18 protein-coding genes are annotated in these 18332 nt (G+C 37.5%); 11 read left to right on the top strand and 7 right to left on the bottom strand.

The genetic code is table 11. The annotated features are described in order from the left end of the window. Positions 1-119 precede the first annotated feature (119 nt). The gene (locus JEM65_RS05215) at positions 120-1262 is read right to left on the bottom strand and encodes a methionine aminotransferase (RefSeq protein ID WP_199597801.1); all 1143 of its coding nucleotides are present in this window, start codon (positions 1260-1262) and stop codon (positions 120-122) included. A 168-nt stretch (positions 1263-1430) separates the two neighbouring features. Here JEM65_RS05215 and JEM65_RS05220 point away from each other — a divergent pair, with 168 nt between their 5' ends. After that, a complete protein-coding gene (locus JEM65_RS05220) occupies positions 1431-3560 on the top strand; it encodes a S46 family peptidase (protein WP_199597803.1) in 2130 nt (709 codons plus the stop codon). A gap of 68 nt (positions 3561-3628) precedes the next feature. On the opposite strand, the gene JEM65_RS05225 is transcribed toward JEM65_RS05220, so the two are convergent. The 3 genes from JEM65_RS05225 to ahcY form a co-directional block, all read right to left on the bottom strand. After that, on the bottom strand, positions 3629-4099 hold the full coding sequence (locus tag JEM65_RS05225) for a very short patch repair endonuclease (protein ID WP_199597805.1): 471 nt from the start codon (positions 4097-4099) through the stop codon (positions 3629-3631). A gap of 464 nt (positions 4100-4563) precedes the next feature. Next, positions 4564-4854, bottom strand: a complete 291-nt coding sequence (locus JEM65_RS05230) for a GIY-YIG nuclease family protein (RefSeq protein WP_199597807.1) — start codon at positions 4852-4854, stop codon at positions 4564-4566. 835 nt (positions 4855-5689) lie between these two features. Then, positions 5690-7006 (bottom strand): adenosylhomocysteinase, encoded by a 1317-nt coding sequence (ahcY, locus tag JEM65_RS05235; protein WP_199597809.1) that lies wholly within the window; start codon positions 7004-7006, stop codon positions 5690-5692. 151 nt (positions 7007-7157) lie between these two features. Between ahcY and JEM65_RS05240 the strand changes: the two genes are divergently transcribed. From JEM65_RS05240 to JEM65_RS05275, 8 genes are all read left to right on the top strand, one after another. Then, complete coding sequence (locus JEM65_RS05240; protein WP_199597817.1) at positions 7158-7781, top strand: 4'-phosphopantetheinyl transferase family protein; 624 nt, start codon at positions 7158-7160, stop codon at positions 7779-7781. A gap of 82 nt (positions 7782-7863) precedes the next feature. After that, positions 7864-8598 (top strand): geranylgeranylglyceryl/heptaprenylglyceryl phosphate synthase, encoded by a 735-nt coding sequence (locus tag JEM65_RS05245; protein WP_199597819.1) that lies wholly within the window; start codon positions 7864-7866, stop codon positions 8596-8598. Between the two features lie 22 nt (positions 8599-8620). After that, positions 8621-8881 (top strand): thiamine-binding protein, encoded by a 261-nt coding sequence (locus JEM65_RS05250; protein ID WP_199597829.1) that lies wholly within the window; start codon positions 8621-8623, stop codon positions 8879-8881. Next, a complete protein-coding gene (gene pnuC / locus JEM65_RS05255) occupies positions 8865-9497 on the top strand; it encodes a nicotinamide riboside transporter PnuC (protein ID WP_199597831.1) in 633 nt (210 codons plus the stop codon). Before JEM65_RS05250 ends, pnuC begins: the two co-directional genes overlap by 17 nt. Beyond that, on the top strand, positions 9458-10024 hold the full coding sequence (locus JEM65_RS05260) for an AAA family ATPase (RefSeq protein ID WP_199597833.1): 567 nt from the start codon (positions 9458-9460) through the stop codon (positions 10022-10024). The genes pnuC and JEM65_RS05260 overlap by 40 nt, the downstream gene beginning before the upstream one ends. Further along, on the top strand, positions 10021-11574 hold the full coding sequence (locus JEM65_RS05265; protein ID WP_199597835.1) for a DUF4301 family protein: 1554 nt from the start codon (positions 10021-10023) through the stop codon (positions 11572-11574). The genes JEM65_RS05260 and JEM65_RS05265 overlap by 4 nt, the downstream gene beginning before the upstream one ends. 4 nt (positions 11575-11578) lie before the next feature. Beyond that, a complete protein-coding gene (arfB, locus tag JEM65_RS05270; RefSeq protein ID WP_199597837.1) occupies positions 11579-11983 on the top strand; it encodes an alternative ribosome rescue aminoacyl-tRNA hydrolase ArfB in 405 nt (134 codons plus the stop codon). Positions 11984-12458: 475 nt separating this feature from the next. After that, a complete protein-coding gene (locus JEM65_RS05275) occupies positions 12459-14675 on the top strand; it encodes a TonB-dependent receptor (RefSeq protein ID WP_199597839.1) in 2217 nt (738 codons plus the stop codon). Here the strand turns inward: JEM65_RS05275 and JEM65_RS05280 are convergent. Next, positions 14672-15094 carry a Rieske (2Fe-2S) protein gene (locus JEM65_RS05280; RefSeq protein ID WP_199597841.1) on the bottom strand — a complete coding sequence of 141 codons (423 nt, stop codon included), beginning with the start codon at positions 15092-15094 and terminating at the stop codon, positions 14672-14674. The two genes, JEM65_RS05275 and JEM65_RS05280, sit on opposite strands and share 4 nt — an antisense overlap. A 153-nt stretch (positions 15095-15247) precedes the next feature. Here JEM65_RS05280 and greA point away from each other — a divergent pair, with 153 nt between their 5' ends. Beyond that, entirely contained in the window at positions 15248-15721 is a 474-nt protein-coding gene (gene greA / locus JEM65_RS05285; protein ID WP_199597843.1) for a transcription elongation factor GreA, read from the top strand. A gap of 701 nt (positions 15722-16422) precedes the next feature. Next, positions 16423-16812: an HIT family protein gene (locus tag JEM65_RS05290; protein ID WP_199597844.1), complete on the top strand. Its 390-nt coding sequence runs from the start codon at positions 16423-16425 to the stop codon at positions 16810-16812. Here JEM65_RS05290 and JEM65_RS05295 read toward each other — a convergent pair. Both JEM65_RS05295 and JEM65_RS05300 read right to left on the bottom strand, forming a co-directional pair. Beyond that, positions 16807-17169 carry a hypothetical protein gene (locus JEM65_RS05295; RefSeq protein ID WP_199597846.1) on the bottom strand — a complete coding sequence of 121 codons (363 nt, stop codon included), beginning with the start codon at positions 17167-17169 and terminating at the stop codon, positions 16807-16809. The genes JEM65_RS05290 and JEM65_RS05295 overlap by 6 nt on opposite strands. Before the next feature lie 9 nt (positions 17170-17178). Beyond that, on the bottom strand, positions 17179-18330 hold the full coding sequence (locus JEM65_RS05300; RefSeq protein ID WP_199597848.1) for a sensor histidine kinase: 1152 nt from the start codon (positions 18328-18330) through the stop codon (positions 17179-17181). Positions 18331-18332: the final 2 nt, after the last annotated feature.

Genomic DNA, 18332 nt, shown 5'->3' on the forward strand with positions numbered 1-18332 from the left:
ATTTTTAAGAGGTCAATATTTTCAATTAAATGGGGTGTAAATCTTTTGAAACAAGTTGAAAGTGCAATGATAAAAGTGATCATGGCATATTCGAAAAGTCATTTTTAATTTGGTAACCATCAAATGATATTCAAAATATCAGCGGCTTGTTTTAGGGTGTCATCCGTTTTGGCCAAACAGAATCGGAGAACTTTATGGTCCAAATTATGTGTGTTGAAAATGGATAATGGAATGGACGCAATTTTATGTTCTATGGTCAATCGTTTTGCGAAATCGACATCATTTTCCGTAGTAATGGCTGAGTAGCCCAACACTTGAAAATAGGTACCTTGCGCAGGGGTGAATTTAAAACGAGAATTGGCAATGAGACTTAAGAATAAATCGCGTTTTCGTTGGTAAAAAGTAGAGAGCTCGAGATAATGATGAGGTTCCTGTAGATAGTCGGCCAGAGCTTTTTGTATGGGATGGGTGGCGCAAAAGACATTAAATTGATGCACTTTTTGAAATTCGGCCATCAACTCTTTTGGAGCACAGCAATAGCCCATTTTCCAACCCGTATTATGAAATGTTTTCCCAAAAGATGCTACAATAAAACTTCTCGATTTGAGATCTGGATATAAACAGGCACTTTGATGTTGTTCACCATCAAAAATAATATGTTCGTAAACTTCATCGCTCAATAGAATAATATCTGTTCCCCTGAGTAAATCTTGTAGTTTTGTCATATCCTCTTTAGAAAAGATGGTGCCACTCGGATTTTGTGGTGTGTTAATGATGACCATTTTCGTTTTGAACGTGATGATTCTTTTAACCTCCTCCCAATTCACTTTATATTCTGGTGCCTGCAACTGCACTGAGATAACTTTGCCGCCATTAAGTTCAATAGCCGGTTCATAACAATCATAAGCGGGCCGGAAAATAATCACCTCATCATCTTGCTTGATAAAAGCCGAAATAATTGTAAAAATGGCTTGTGTGGCGCCAGCGGTAATGGTTATTTCTGAATCCGGATTGTAGGAGGAATTGTAAATATTTTCAAATTTATTGGCAATGGCCAGTCGCAACTCCATGGTTCCAGCCATGGGCGCATATTGGTTGTATCCAGAATTCATGGCGTTGCTCACCAAATCAATTAACTTTTGATCGCTCTTAAAGTTTGGAAATCCTTGAGACAAATTCAATGCCTGGTTGTCTTGGGCCAAGCTACTCATTACAGAAAATATTGTGGTGCCCACATTTGGGAGCTTTGAGCGGTGTTGCATTTTGTACCAGTTTTGAAATTTGGAGATAATATAAACAAAATAATTTGCAATGTTGCAGATGGTCCCTTGCTAGATAGCTATTGGTTAAAGCTGCAATTCGTTGGTAAATAGTTTAATTTTAGTGACGGCTTGCTTATATTTGACATCTTTTAAAAACCATTGTGAGATATGAAACTTATTAAAATTTTAGTCCTTTTTGTTACCCTTCAGGTTTCTGCCCAACAGGGTGGCATGTGGATTCCGTCCTTACTTCAGGGAATGAATGAAAGCGAAATGCAAAGCCTTGGCAGCAAATTGTCTGCAAAAGACATTTATGATGTCAATAACTCAAGTTTAAAAGATGCCATTGGACATTTTAATGGGGGGTGTACAAGTGAGGTGATTTCACCAAAAGGTTTGATTTTAACCAATCATCACTGTGGATTTAGTCAAATCCAATCCCATTCATCTTTAGAAAACGATTATTTAAAAAATGGATTTTGGGCCAAAACACTTAGTGAAGAATTACCAAATGAAGGTTTATACGTAGAGTTTATCGTCAGAATAGAAGATGTTACAAATCAGGTTTTAGAAGGTGTTACTGCTGAGATGACAGACAGGGAGCAGCAATCTAAAAGAGGAAGCAATAGCACTGCAATTGAAAAAGCAGCTAAGAAAGAAGATTGGCAAGACACTAAAATAAAAGCATTTTATAAAGGCAATCAATATTTTCTTTTCGTCACTGAACGCTATGAAGATGTCAGGTTGGTAGGAACGCCACCTTCTAGTATTGGTAAATTTGGTAGTGATACTGATAATTGGGTGTGGCCACGTCATACCGGCGATTTCTCAATGTTTAGAATTTACGCCGATAGGAATAACCGTCCTGCAAAGTATTCAAAGGATAATGTGCCGTTTACTCCAAAACACTTTTTGCCAGTATCTTTAGACGGTATTAGCGAAGATGATTTTACCATGGTTTTCGGATTTCCAGGAACGACGGACGAATATTTACCCGCCGTTGCCGTAGCGCAAATTGTAGAAAAAATTAACCCTAAAACTATTGCCATCAGAGAAGCTGCTTTAAAGGTGATTGATGCCAACATGAAAGCGGATGATCAAATTAGAATTCAATATGCTTCCAAACAAGCGCGTATTGCGAATGCTTGGAAAAAATGGATTGGTGAAAATTTAGGAATTGAAAAGAGTGGTGCCATCGCCATTAAAGAAGCACAGGAAGCTGAGTTTACAAAACAATTGAAAGCGAAAGGTCTCGAAGATAAATACGGAATGGTTTTGCCGGAACTTGAGCGTCTATATAACGAGATTGAAGCGGTAAATGTAAAACGTCGTAGTTTTATTGAAGTCTTTTTAAGAACCAATGAGCTTACACCTGTGCTGTTTAATCTTGCACAACTTGAAGGTGCGGCGGCTAATGGAGAAGAGACGTTTGAAAAACAAAGAGATGCGAATGTTGGACGATTGAAAGGCATTTACAAAGATTATAATGCTACAGTAGATAGAGGGGTTTTTGAAGCGGTCATGCCATTATATACAGATACTGTTGATGCCACTATATATGATAAAACGGCGTTTACCAATTTGGAAAGTGCGTTGAAAGTGTTAGAAGGCAATTCTACGGAAGTTTTGGAAAAATTAAATAATGATGCGGCGTATCAATATTTGAAACCTTTTATCATTGAATTTTATACGGTTATAGAGCCACAATTCCAAGAGCTTAATCCGCAGATAAATGCGCTTGAGCAACAATATATGACGGCTTTAATGGAAGTATTGCCAGAGCAACGTTATTTCCCAGATGCTAACGGAACTTTGCGTGTTACTTATGGTAAGGTTAAAGGCTACGAGCCTAGAGATGCCGTATATTATGAGCCAGTGACCTATTTGGATGGGGTTATGGAGAAATATGTGCCTGGCGATTATGAATTTGACGTACCTGAAAAATTACAGCAATTATATGCAGATAAAGATTTCGGTCAGTACGCAGATGCTTCAGGGAAAGTACCGGTGAATTTTATCGGCACAAACCACACCACAGGAGGAAACTCGGGGAGTCCTGCCATTGATGCCCATGGAAATTTGGTCGGTTTGAATTTTGACCGTGTTTGGGAAGGTACCATGAGTGATATTTATTACGACCCGGAAATTTGTAGAAACATCATGGTCGATTTACGCTATGTGTTATTTATCGTTGATAAATATGCTGGTGCGATACACCTCATTGACGAAATGACTTTGGTGCATCCAAAGACCAATCAAAAGGCTATCAAAATTAAAAAAGCCAAGAAGAGCAAATAATTTGTGTTTTTATATAGAATAAGCCTTTTTACTATGTTGAAAGGGCTTTTTTTTATATAAAAAACCCGTTAGGTGTTTTTACCTGTGGCTATAAATACAAGAATGTCATTAAGACATTTGTCCAAATCGGTTGAGATTTCCTTTGACCAAAACCGAAACACGGTATAGCCCATTTCAAAAAGTTCTTGATTGACTTGTCGGTCACGTTGCATATTGCGTTCAATTTTGGGAATCCAAAATTTTCTATTGCTTTTGATGCTGTCTTTTCGCTCATCCCAATTGTAGCCGTGCCAAAACTCACCATCAATAAAAATAGCGAGGTTATATTTTTTTATGGAGATATCAGGTTTTCCAGGTAATTTTTTACTGTCTATACGATAGCGAATGTTTTTTGACCATAACGCTCTCCTAAATAAAAGTTCAGGTTTGGTGTTCTTCCCACGGATACGACTCATGATTTTTGAGCGTTTTTTGGTGGTATAAAAACCAGATTCTTCATTGAATCTTGGGACGATTATTTTGGGTTCATCGTAGGGCATAACATAATGTAAGTTATGAATTATTTGAATGAATTGAAAATTTAGTACGCTTCTCAATAACTATAATATATAAAGTTTGACAGTTCGAGTGTCCGGAAAGCTCCCACGAGTATTTTAAGAATCGATAATAATTTAAGCTTTCGGGATGTATCGAGAACCGAGTGTCCTGAAAGCTTCGGGAATGATTTGATAAACGAAGATTATGTTAAAGCTTTCAGGATGTATCGAGAACCTTAGGTTATTAAATTTTAAGTTTTAGTACGCTTCTCGATACTATTTCCAATCCCTGCCGGGCTTGCAAATCACTCGAAGTGACAGTGTGTAACGTTTGTCAGTTCGAGTGTCCCGGAAGCTTCTGGGGTGTTTTAAAAATCAATAAATTTATTTTAAGCTTTCGGGATGTATCGAGAACCTTTCTAGCTTATCATTAATCCGTTTTACCAAACCTCTTAAATAGCATGAGTTTACTTGAACTTCTTCTTTGCCCGATTAGGTAACTTCTCAAATTCATTATTGATCAAGGCTTCTTTTTTTGCTTTTGACCATTTTTTGATCTGTTTTTCAATCATGATAGCTTGATTTGGATCCACAAACTCTTGGTAGAACACAAGGATTAAAGGTCGTCTATTATGTGTATAGCTTTCTCTATATTTGCCAGATTGATGTTCCACAAACCGTTGTTCAAGGTTTGATGTAAACCCAGTATAATAGGTTTCATCCGAGCATTCTAGAATATAGACGTAGTATGATTTCATGTTTAAAGATACGCTTCTCGATACTATTTCCAATCACTATCGTGCTTGCAAATCACTCGAAGTGACAATGTGTATCGGTTGTCAGTTCGAGTGTCCCGAAAAGCTTCGGGAATGTTTTGAGAATTGTTAATTACATTAAGCTTTCGGGATGTATCGAGAACCGAGTGTCCCAATAGGTTTCGGGAATGTTTTGAGAATTGTTAATTACATTAAGCTTTCAGGATGTATCGAGAACTTTACGCTATTAAATTTCATGTATAAATATACGCTTCTCGATACTATTTTCAATCACTGTCGTGCTTGAAAATCACTCGAAGTGACAAATGTGTGTATCGGTTGTCAGTTCGAGTGTCCCGAAAAGCTTCGGGAATGTTTTGAGAATTGTTAATTACATTAAGCTTTCGGGATGTATCGAGAACCGAGTGTCCCAAAAGCTCCAAGAATGTTTTGAGAATTGTTAATTACATTAAGCTTTCGGGATGTATCGAGAACCTTACGTTTTTAAATTTTAAATTTTAGTGCGCTTCTCGATACTATTTCCAATCACTATCGTGCTTGAAAATCACTCGAAGTGACAATGTGTGTCGGTTGTCAGTTCGAGTGTCCTGAAAGCTCCCACGAGTATTTTAAGAATCGATAATAATTTAAACTTTCTGGATGTATCGAGAACCTTACGTTGTTAAATTTTAGGTTTCAATACGCTTCTCGATACTATTTCCAATCACTACCGTTCTTGAAAATCACTCGAAGTGACAATGGCAAGAATTAAGAATAATGAAAAACAAAAAATCCCAAACATTAACTGCTTGGGATTTTGAATTTATTTATTTGGATTTTAGTAACGATAGTATTCTGGTTTGTAAGGACCGTCTACAGCAACACCAATATATTCAGCTTGCTCATCACGCAACTCAGTCAATTCTACACCAATTTTTTCTAAGTGCAATTTGGCTACTTTTTCATCCAAATGCTTTGGCAACATATAGACTTTGTTTTCGTAAGCATCTCTGTTGGTCCACAGTTCTAATTGAGCCAAAGTCTGGTTAGTAAACGAGTTACTCATTACAAAACTTGGATGGCCAGTAGCGCAGCCTAAATTCACCAATCGTCCTTCAGCCAAAATGATGATGTCTTTTCCGTTTACGGTATATTTATCAACCTGTGGTTTGATTTCTACCTTCGTGTCACCATAATTTTTGTTCAACCACAACATTTCAATTTCATTGTCAAAGTGACCAATGTTGCAAACTACCGTTTTGTCTTTCATCATTTCAAAGTGCTTCCCTTGAACGATGTCTTTGTTTCCTGTAGTTGTGATCACGATATCAGCATTAGCGACAACGGTTTCAAGTTTTTTAACTTCAAAACCATCCATAGCTGCTTGCAATGCGCAAATTGGATCTATTTCAGTCACCGTTACAATACTTCCCGCTCCCTTAAAAGACGCTGCTGTACCTTTACCAACATCACCATAACCACAAACAACAACGCGTTTTCCTGCCAACATTAAATCTGTTGCACGGCGTACAGCATCAACCGCACTCTCACGACAGCCGTATTTGTTGTCAAATTTAGATTTGGTTACAGAGTCATTCACGTTGATTGCAGGCATCGATAAGGTACCGTTTTTCATACGCTCGTAAAGTCTGTGAACGCCCGTAGTTGTTTCTTCGGAAAGTCCATTGATACCTTCCATCAACTCAGGATATTTATCAAACACCATGTTGGTTAAATCACCACCATCATCTAAAATCATGTTTAATGGTTGTCTGTCTTCACCAAAGAATAAGGTTTGCTCAATACACCAGTTAAACTCTTCCTCAGTCATACCTTTCCAAGCATATACGGGTATGCCAGCATCAGCCATTGCCGCCGCTGCTTGGTCTTGAGTAGAGAAAATATTACAAGAGCTCCAAGTTACTTCTGCTCCAAGAGCTGTTAAGGTTTCAATCAACACAGCCGTTTGAATGGTCATATGCAAACATCCTGCAATGCGCGCACCTTTAAGTGGCTGAGAATCGCCATACTCTTCACGTAGGCTCATCAACCCCGGCATTTCAGCTTCAGCCAGTTCAATTTCTTTTCTTCCCCAAGCCGCAAGTGACATGTCTTTGACTTTATAAGGTACATAAGGCACTGTTTTCGTATTCATCTGTAATATTTTTTTGGATTCAATAAACGCAATTCTGTAATTCTAATATTTCTGAACAAGCGTGGTTGTTTAAAGAATTACATAATTGTATATTTGTTTCTATTATTCGTTTTGCGACTGCAAAGATAATTAATAACTTCGAGAAACTTAAATGCCTTTATATAAAACCCTTAGTCCAAATTCACAAACTACTGTTAAAATCTGGAACATCACTGAAAGCTATGAGGCACTCCTGCAGCCCGTTAAACTCAGAGACGAGAGCATGGCACGTGTGTTGGGCATGAAAAGTGAGCTTCACCAACGCGGCTTTTTAAGTGTGCGACACCTTTTAGCAGAATTTGGTTATACAGATGCCGATTTGTATTATGACGAAAACGGCAAACCCCATTTAAAAGATGGGAAATACATTTCTATCACGCATTCATTTACTTTTTCAGGAGTTATTGTAAGCGATACTGAAGTTGGTATCGATATCGAAAAACAACGTCAAAAAATTGGTGTCATCGCTCATAAGTTTATTGGCTATGAGTTTGATTATTTACTAAACACTGCTGAAGATTATATCAATAAACTCACAATTATCTGGTGCATTAAAGAGTCGCTTTATAAATTGTTTGCCACACCGGGCATGTTGTTCAGGGAGCATTTTTTAGTGATTCCTTTTATGGTGAAGGACGAAGAGACCATTGCGTGGATTGATTATAATGATAGAAAATACAGATATGAAACCCGTTTCCTTGAATTTGATGGGTTTACCTGTGCTTATGTGTGTTGATTAGAGTAGAATTGATTCAAAAATTTAAAAATCTGTAATTGCTCGTAATCAGCTATTGTAGAGCATAAAACTTGTCTGAGTCGTGATTAAGAACAAAGCCATACATCAAGATATACTAAGTGCCATAAATAAAGGCGAACAGCTTTTAGCCGTTTTAATTGATCCTGAAAAAATGGAACTTGAAAAATTGCCATCATTTGCGGACAAAATAAATGCTTCAAGAGCGACCCATATTTTTATAGGTGGAAGCACTGTTGAAGCTTTTAAAACGGATGATTTAGTCCAGTGCTTGAAAGGATTGACAAACTTACCCATCGTGATTTTTCCTGGAGATGTATCACAATTATCTTCACATGCAGATGCTTTGCTGTTTTTGTCCTTAGTGTCCGGAAGAAATCCTGACTATTTGATTGGAAAGCAAATTGAAGCCGTTTCAGTGTTGAGAACGATGCAACTTGAAATCATTCCCACAGGCTATTTGCTCATAGAAAACGGGAAGGAGACCGCTGTAGAACGCGTCACCCAAACCCAGCCTTTACCCCGAAATAACATTCAGCATATTGTAGATACCGCTATAGCGTCTCAACTTTTAGGGATGAAATGCATCTATCTCGAAGCAGGAAGCAGTGCGATAGAACCCATAAATTCAAAAATTATTCAATCCGTAAAAAAAGAATTGACCATTCCGTTAATTATTGGTGGAGGCATCACTTCTAAAAAACAACTCGACAATGCTTATGATGCTGGAGCAGATTTAGTAGTGATTGGAACAGCATTTGAAGAGAATGCATCATTTTTTGAAGAATTAAACAAATAACTTTGTACTAAATTTGAGTCTTATGAAAATATCAGTGGAATTGACCTTAACGCCTTTACATGATGACTATGAGCCAAGCATCATTCAGTTTATAAAAAAATTGAGAGATTCAGGACTTATTGTTTTGGAAAATCCTTTAAGTACTCAGGTTTATGGTGATTATGATGAAGTCATGCAGCTCTTGACAACAGAAATAAAGGAGGCATTTACGCTTATTGAACGGGGCTTGCTTTATATGAAAATCGTTAAATCTGACCGACACGACTATGAGCCTCATTTTTGATTTCCTATTTGGGCAATATTCAGGGTATGATACCATTGATATTGTTTTAGAAATAGTGGCGGTCATATTTGGGTTTCTTTCGGTGTGGTATTCCAAACAAAACAATATTTTGGTATTTCCCACTGGGATGATCAGTACCAGTATTTTTGTATACTTGCTTTTAAAATGGGAACTTCTTGGAGATATGATGATCAATGCTTATTATTTCATAATGAGCGTTTATGGTTGGTATATATGGACTAGAAAAGTGGATGCAGATCATGTTACTCCAATTTCAAAAACGACTGCCTGGGAAAACAAAATGAGCTTTATCATTTTTATAGCGACACTTGGTTTTGTCTTTATAGTTTATAAGACTTTTGATAAGTGGACAAGTTGGGTGGCGTATGTGGACACCTTTACAACCGCGATCTTTTTTGTAGGCATGTGGCTCATGGCACGACGTAAAGTTGAAAACTGGATTTATTGGATTATTGGGGACCTCATATCAATCCCTCTCTATTTTTACAAAGGATTTACATTTACGAGTATACAGTATTTCGGATTTACGATTATTGCAGTTTATGGATATTTAGCATGGAAGAAAAGCTTAGACAAGACCCCTCAGATTGCCTAAAAGTAGTTTTGTTTGGTCCTGAATCAACAGGGAAAAGCACTTTGGCCAAGCAGTTGGCAGACTATTATAATACGGTTTTTGTGCCTGAGTATTCCCGAATTCATGCCGAAGCACAATTATTGCGTAATAAAACATTAACCAAACAGGATGTGATGCCTATTGCTGAAGGGCAGATGCGACTTGAAAATGAAATGACGCCTAAGGCAAATAAATTGCTGATATGCGACACTGATCTGTTAGAAACCAAAGTGTATTCTGAAGCCTATTACAATGGGTATTGTGATCCTGTTTTGGAGAAATATGCCCTAGAAAACACCTATGATCTCTATTTTTTGACTTATATTGATATCCCTTGGGAAGCGGATGATTTGAGAGATAAGCCAAATGAACGAGAGATGATGTTTGAAGCCTTTGAAAGTGCTTTAAAAAGCTATAAAAAGACCTATATAATGTTAAAAGGATCTATGGAGGAACGTTTTAAAATAGCCATAGACCATATTGATGAACTTTTAAAACTAAAATCGTGAAATTTACAGACCAAGATATCTTACAAATTGAAAGTAAAGGCTTGACCCTGGCTAAGGTTCAATCTCAAGTGGAGTTATTTGAAACCGGTATGCCATTTGCAGATCTTACTGCCGCGGCAACTATTGGTAATGGGATAATACGCTGTTCTGAAAGTGAACAGAAGCATTATATCAATTTCTTCGAGAATCAGAGAAATAACATTTCATTAGCAAAATTTGTCCCTGCATCTGGGGCAGCAACGCGCATGTTCAAATCATTGTTCCGGTTTATTGAAGAGTATATTCCTGAAAATGAAACCATCAATTCTTTTATCAACAGAACTAAAGACACTGATTTGACGTTGTTTCTTGTAGGCTTAGAAAAACTTCCTTTTTATCATCGGGTATTAGAGCAATTAAAAGGATTTTATCCAAATTATAATTCCATGACCAGTGATAAACAAAAATTATTATTTGTCAAAACCATGTTAGATGAGGATAAAATGAATTACGGATTCTATCCAAAAGGATTACTGCCATTTCATAAATATAAAGACCATCTGGCCACCGCTTTTATAGAACATTTCTTTGAGGCGGCACTTTATGCATCCACCAATAATACCGCAAAGTTGCATTTTACCATCTCTGAGCGCCACGACACTATTTTTGACCAGGAGTTTAAGAAAGTTAAAAGTATTGTTGAATCTAAAACAAACACCACATTTAAAATTTCTTTTTCCTATCAAAAAGAATCTACAGATACTATAGCGGTCACTCCAAAGAACGAACCATTTAGAGAAGATAATGGCGAATTAACGTTCAGGCCTTCAGGTCACGGCGCACTTTTGGAGAACTTGAATCAGTTGGATGCCGATGTTATTTTTATAAAAAATATAGACAACGTGGTGGTTTATAAGTATGAAGATGAGGTTGCTGAATATAAAAAGATGTTGGCTGGAATGTTATTGGAGAAGCAGCATCAGGTCTTTAAGTATTTGAAGATTTTGGAAAACGGTGAACTTTCTGAACAAGATTTAATTGAGATTGCTGAGTTTTTAGCGAATCATTTAAACGTTATGATCAGTACGGAATTTGAAAAGTATTCCAAAAAATACCAAATAGAATATCTCTTTGATAAATTGAACCGACCAATTCGTGTTTGTGGGATGGTGAAAAATGAAGGAGAACCAGGAGGTGGCCCGTTTTGGGTAAAGAGCGAAAGTGGTCAAATCTCTCTTCAAATAATAGAATCTGCGCAAATTGATAACGACAATAAGGCGCAAAAGAAAATACTTCAAAACGCCACCCATTTTAATCCTGTAGATTTGGTGTGTGGTATCAAGAATTTTAGAGGCGATGTTTTTGATTTGCAAAAATTTGTAGACCCTAAAACTGCTTTTATAACCATGAAAACCAACGCAGGAAAAGATTTGAAAGCCTTGGAGCTTCCTGGACTATGGAACGGAAGTATGGCCTATTGGAATACGATTTTTGTTGAGGTGCCACTTATGACGTTCAATCCTGTAAAAACAGTTACAGATTTATTGAAGCCTACGCATCAGATAACATAACAACATGAATAAAGACCTGCTACAATCAGAACTGGAATTTAAAGCCGTTAGAAGCTCGGGCGCTGGTGGTCAAAATGTAAATAAGGTAGCCTCAAAAGTGGAGCTTAGTTTTGATTTGGAGAACTCTTCAGGGTTAACAGAAGATGAGAAAACCTTGTTAACCAGAACCATTGCTAACCGTCTTACAAAAGAGAATGTGCTGTTGTTGCAGTGCGAAGAAAGCAGAAGTCAGCATACCAATAAAGAGCTTATCATCCAGCGTTTTTTTGAGTTGCTCAAAGAAGGATTAATTGTCCCTAAAAAACGGATTCCTACCAGAACTCCGAGAGCAGCTGTTAAAAAACGATTGAAAACAAAACGCAAAGTTTCCGATAAAAAGACCAATAGAAAACCGCCCGAAATTGAATAAGGTTTGTTAAATTATTGTGCGCGGTGCTGATAAAGTTAAGAGGGCTTCATTCAAATATATAAAAAAAACAAATATTTGTTTTTGTCCGCGTAAATCTGTGAGATCTGCGGGATGATTTTCCCATACGCTTATTTTTCTTCCGCTGATTATGGAGATGTTGGCAGTTTTTTTTTGCTAGTATGACAAAAAGTGGATATACAAAAAAAATTCTTCAATTTTAATTTTTAATTGTTATTTCATTTCTATCTTTGCAGCGTTCTCACAAAAGGGGTGCCTATAAACGGCTGAGATCATACCCAATGAACCTAGAACAGGTAATGCTGTTTAGGGAACCTGCCTAACATCAGGCAGGGGCGATAATCGCCGATTAGTTTTATGGAGTAGTTTTCGATTTCCGGAAGCATTTAATAAAATTAAAAGAAACATTTACTAACAAGAATAATGACCTCTTTTTATTCGATTATAACGTAATCGTATGAAAAATTTATTCAATTTCCGAAAAGTCCTATTCAGGCAAAAATTTCAAATTGTATGTGTATTGGCTCTTGGTATTTCAGGACATGCACAAGAAAAACGGCAAGATTCCACCGTTGTTGAAAAACTAGATGAAGTTCTCGTTAAAGCGGTGCGTGTGGAAGCCACTTCGCCAATTACCCATTCCAACATCTCCAAAGTAGAGCTTGCCAAACGTAATTTAGGACAGGATATTCCTGTGCTCTTGGGCTACTTACCATCTGTGGTAGCTACCACTGATGCCGGAGCTGGCGTCGGGTACACCTACATCAGGGTGCGAGGTATCAATGCGCAATCAACCAACGTTACCATCAACGGGATTCCCTATAATGATGCCGAATCTCTCGGGACATTCTGGGTCAATCTAAATGATTTCGCATCATCTGTAGAAAGTCTGCAATTGCAACGCGGGGTGGGAACCTCTTCTAACGGTTCAGGTGCCTTTGGTGCCAGTATCAATGTGCTTACCGATGCTGTTTCTGACCAAGCAAATGGAGAAATCTCTAATAGTTTTGGAAGTTTTAACACCAGAAAACATACCGTAAAATTCAGCACGGGCAGATTAAATGATCATTTTGAAATTGCAGGACGACTGTCCAATATAAAATCTGACGGTTATATTGATCGTGCGTCTTCTGATTTAAAATCGTATTTCTTGCAAGGCGCTTATGTTGATGACAATACCTTACTAAAAGCAATCACTTTTGGTGGCAAAGAGGTGACGTACCAATCTTGGAATGGCTTGGAAGATCTAGAGCTATTAGAAAATGACCGAACCTTCAATACGGCAGGCATGTATACCGATCAAAATGGCGTCACTCAATTTTATGATAATGAAGTAGACAACTACCGCCAGGATCATTATCAGTTGCATTGGAATGAACGGTTCTCTAACCAATGGTCTACCAATATCGCCCTGAATTACACGAAGGGTAGTGGCTATTTTGAGCAATATAAGGACGATCAAGATTTTGAAGATTATGATCTTGAGCCAATAACCGTTGATGGAGAAGCCATCTCATCTACAGATTTAATCAGACGCCGTTGGTTGGACAATGATTTTTATGTCCTGAATGCGAACGCTAACTATAAGAATGACGCTATCAATATGACCTTTGGAGGGTCCTACAGCACCTATGATGGCGACCATTTTGGAGAAATTATCTGGGCTCAGTATCCAAGCAATAGCAGTATTAGAGATCGTTATTATGATGGCAACGGTAAGAAGAACGACCTCAGTATGTTTTCTAAAGCGACTTATAGATTGAATAATACTGTTAGCATTTATGGCGATTTGCAACTGCGCTTAGTGGATTATAAAACAACAGGTTTAAATTCAGATAGATTACCGTTTAATATTGATGAACACTACACTTTCTTCAATCCTAAGGCGGGCATTACCTATAAAATGAACAACGCCAATAACCTGTATTTTTCTTATGCAAGAGCCAATAGAGAGCCAAACAGAGACGATTTTGAAAATAATGATATTGTAAAACCAGAACAACTTAACGACTTTGAATTGGGGTGGAGACATACAGATAAAGCGTTGCGGTTTAATATAAACGCGTATTATATGTTGTACAATGAGCAATTGGTATTGACTGGAAATATTGATAAATCAGGAAACCCAATTCGAACCAATAGTGGTGATAGTTACCGTTTAGGTTTGGAAATAGAAGCTGCCATTATGTTGAGTAAACAATTTTCACTCCAACCTAATTTGACCCTAAGTTCTAATAAGAACAAGGAAACCGTAACTTCAATTGATGGAGAACTGGTCAGTCTTGGTAAAACAAACATCTCATTTGCTCCAGAAATTGTAGCGGCCAATGCCTTTGTTTTTCAACCAAATGATAATCTACAGATGTCTTTGTTGAGCAAATACGTAGGCGATCAATATATGGGCAATACCGATTCTGAAGGCTCTAAATTGAAAAGTTATTTCGTCAATGATTTTAATGTCACCTACGAAATTCCAATGACAAGCGTTTTTAAAAGCATCGTCTTATCCGGTTTGGTGAACAATATCTTTAATAAAAAGTATGTTTCCAACGGGTATTACTATGCCTATGATGATGATTTTTCGGTACCAGGAGACATAACAACTATAGAAGGTGCGGGCTATTATCCACAAGCAACCACAAATTTTTTGGTTGGAGCCACTTTAAAGTTTTAATTCGTAATAATAAGGGTGTTTCCAGAAACGTTTACGCGATATTCCTTAAGTCCGCAGGGTAGTTGCTTGCCCACGGAACCTCCGGTGAACAAACTATAAGTATTGGCGTCATCGCAACCACACACCGCGTTGGCGCCAGTAATTGTAAGTAGGGAGCAGGTGCTTTGTTCATGATTGGGGTCTGCAGCATCCCAAGCACGGAAATTACCGCCTACATTGGTAACAATCACGCCTTTATTGCCCTGATTGGCCAAATACACAGAATTGCTCGTAAATTGTAATTGACTGTATTGTGGTAAATTCATATTAACCGAAGCATTTACTTGGGCGTTGACCAAAAATTTACAATTATCATTGCTAGTGTTGCTGCTGCAGGCGGTTAATAAAATCAAGCTTATAAATAAAAAAAAGTGTTTCATCTGATAAAAATTGTGACGCAATTTACAACAATCCCAAAGTTGAAGTAAATATTTTGTATATTTGTTTAATGTCTCGTGTCAACGGGATTTTTTTTATGCTGTTTCCCACAACGGGGTTTCAGCATATTTTATATACAGTAAAACGGAGGAATTATGAGTAAAGTATCTTATTACACCCCAGAAGGTTTAAAGAAATTGAGGGATGAACTCAGTCATTTAAAAGACGTGGAGCGCCCAAAAGCTTCTCAAGCAATTGGTGAAGCAAGGGATAAGGGAGATTTAAGTGAAAATGCCGAGTATGATGCTGCCAAAGAAGCACAAGGCATGTTGGAGATGAAAATATCTAAATTAGAGGAAAGATTATCAAATGCACGAATAATTGATGAATCGCAATTAGACAGTTCTAAAGCTTTGGTGCTTTCTAAAGTAAAAATAAGAAACCAAACTAACGGGATGGAAATGACCTATACTTTGGTGGCTGATGGTGAAGCGGATTTGGCTTCAGGTAAAATTTCAGTAAATTCTCCTATTGGCAAAGGCCTTTTGGGTAAATCAGTAGGCGAGGTGGCAGATATTCAGGTGCCTAACGGCATTATTAAATTTGATGTCTTGGAAATTTCGAGATAAATAGAGCGCAGCATCCGGATTTTGGGTCGCTACAAAATTTAGGGATACCTTCAGAAGGACCTTAAACTATATAAATAAACATTCCTGTTAAGAGGTCATCTAACAGGAATTTTCTTTTTATATTTATGGAGAATAGAGAATAGAGAATAGAGAATAGAGAATAGAGAATAGAGGAGAGAGGAGAGAGGAGAGAAAATCTCGATTATCGAACAACGAATCCCGATTTACAAATCCCGATTCACGAATCCCAAAAGTTGAATAGTGCAGTAGGGAGACAGTGGTTGACCATTATTTTGTTTGCTTTATTTTAAAATTTAACTACCCTCTTAAATTCACCTCCTCGTAAAGGAGGAGTGGATTCTGCCTCCGAAGAGAGGCAGAAGACGAGGTGATTTTTAACTTGATTATGAGTAGGATTGAATAGAGAATAGAGAATAGAGAATAGAGAAGTTCAGAGAGAGAAATCTCGAATATCGAATCCCGAATCCCGATTCATAAATACCAAAAGTTGAATAGTACAGTAGGGTGACATTGACCATTATTTTGTTTGCTTTATTATTTTATTATTTAACTACCCTCTTAAATTCTCCTCCTGGTAAAGGAGGAGTGGATTCTGCTTCCGAAGAGAGGTAGAAGACGAGGTGGTTTTTAACTTGATTATAAGCAGGATTGAATAACGAATAAAGAAATAACGAATAACGATGGCATCTATATTTACAAAAATAGTCAATGGTGAAATTCCATGTTATAAAGTGGCCGAAACTAAAGACTTCTTGGCATTTTTAGACGTCAATCCCAATACGAAAGGGCATACGCTTTGTATCCCCAAAATTGAAGTAGATCAATTGTTTGATTTGGATGAGCCTACGTATGTTGGGTTGATGGAGTTTTCACGACGTGTAGGCATTGCTCTAAAAAAGGCGGTACCCTGCAAGCGTGTGGGCATGTCCGTTATTGGCTTAGAAGTGCCTCATGTACACGTGCATTTAATTCCGCTGCATACTATGGAAGATGCTCGCTTTACCAGTAAAGTGCATTTGGAAAAAGAAGCGTTTGAGACTATTGCCAAGCAAATTGCGGACCGTTTATAAAATCTGGTCTTCAAAAATTCCTAAAAAGAAAAGCGTTGTAATTATGAGGAGGGCGGTTAGCACCAGAATTAAAATCCAAGAGAAGGTCTTTAATTTGAACGACGTTGGCTTGGGCGATGAAGCGCGTTGTTGGTACTCAAAAACCCTATCAATATCATCGGTCCATCGTGCAGGAAAGATGGTAGTTTCGCACACCTTGCAAAATAAAGAGTGAGCGGTTTCTTTGGAAATGGCTTTGTAAAAAGAATTTTCAATAAAACGTTGCTTAAAAGTCAATTGCAATCCGTCTCTAGAATAACATTCGGGACAATTGTTGTTTAATTCGACCTCCCTCAACGTGAAAAACTTTTCTTCCATGGGCCAAATTTACGGAATTAATTTTAATGAAATTTCCATGGTTGTGCCTTTATTGATTTCTGAATGCAGCACCTTTATCCTGCCGTCGTGGTAATCTTCAACAATACGTTTGGCCAAGGACAGACCCAAGCCCCAACCTCGTTTTTTACTCGTAAAACCAGGCTCAAAAATTTTAGAATACAAATTTTTAGGGAGTCCCTTACCCGCGTCTGTTACCGTGATTTTAACGTGTTTGTCGTGCTCAATTACCGACACTCTCAAATTGCCTTTTCCTCTCATGGCGTCAATGGCATTTTTTACTAAATTTTCTATGGTCCAACTATACAATTGCTGATTAAGAGCTACATAAATAGGGTGTTCTGGAGCCGTAATTTCAAAATTGATCAAGGTGCTGGAGCGTGCTTTTAAATATTCGTAAGAATCGACAGTTTCTTGAACAATATCTACGCGTTTAAGCGTAGGAACAGATCCTATTTTACTGAAGCGTTCTGTAATGGTTTGTAGGCGTGTGATGTCTTTTTCAATTTCTAAAAGATAGGACGGATTAACATCTTCAGATCGTAATATTTCAGTCCAACCCACTAAAGACGATAAAGGTGTGCCAATTTGATGTGCCGTTTCCTTTGCCATTCCGGTCCAGAGCTTGTTTTGTTCAGCAATTTTTGAACTGCGATAGAAAAAATAAACCACGGCAGCAAACAAAACAATAATCAATAATAAGGCTAACGGGTAGTATTTAAGTTTGTTGATTAATGGCGAGTTTCCGTAATAAATAGTGTAGTAAATCTCTTTATCAAAATACACATCGATGGGTTTGTTTTCGCTCTCAAATTCTTCAATGAGGTTTTTTACGGAGAGGGTGTCACTTACTTTCTTTTTATCAATATTTTTGAAGGTTCCTAAGCTGCCGTCCCTGTTAATAGCCAGCATTGGTGTGGTATGGTTGCTTTCTAATATCTTTAGGGTCAGTTCTACGTTTTCGTTAGTGTCAGATTTTAAGAGTTCAGATTGTGCAAAAGACCAATTTTGCATTTTAATGCGCTCTTCCGCTTTAAAATTTTGGAAAAAGATATACGTGTTCCATAAAATTAATGATATGATGATAAAAGACGAAACAATAATAATCCACCGTAAAATATTTCGGTTCATAGTGTAAGACATCA

The sequence above is a fragment of the Gelidibacter salicanalis genome, from assembly GCF_016469035.1.
GTDB classification, from domain to species: Bacteria; Bacteroidota; Bacteroidia; order Flavobacteriales; family Flavobacteriaceae; genus Gelidibacter; species Gelidibacter salicanalis_A.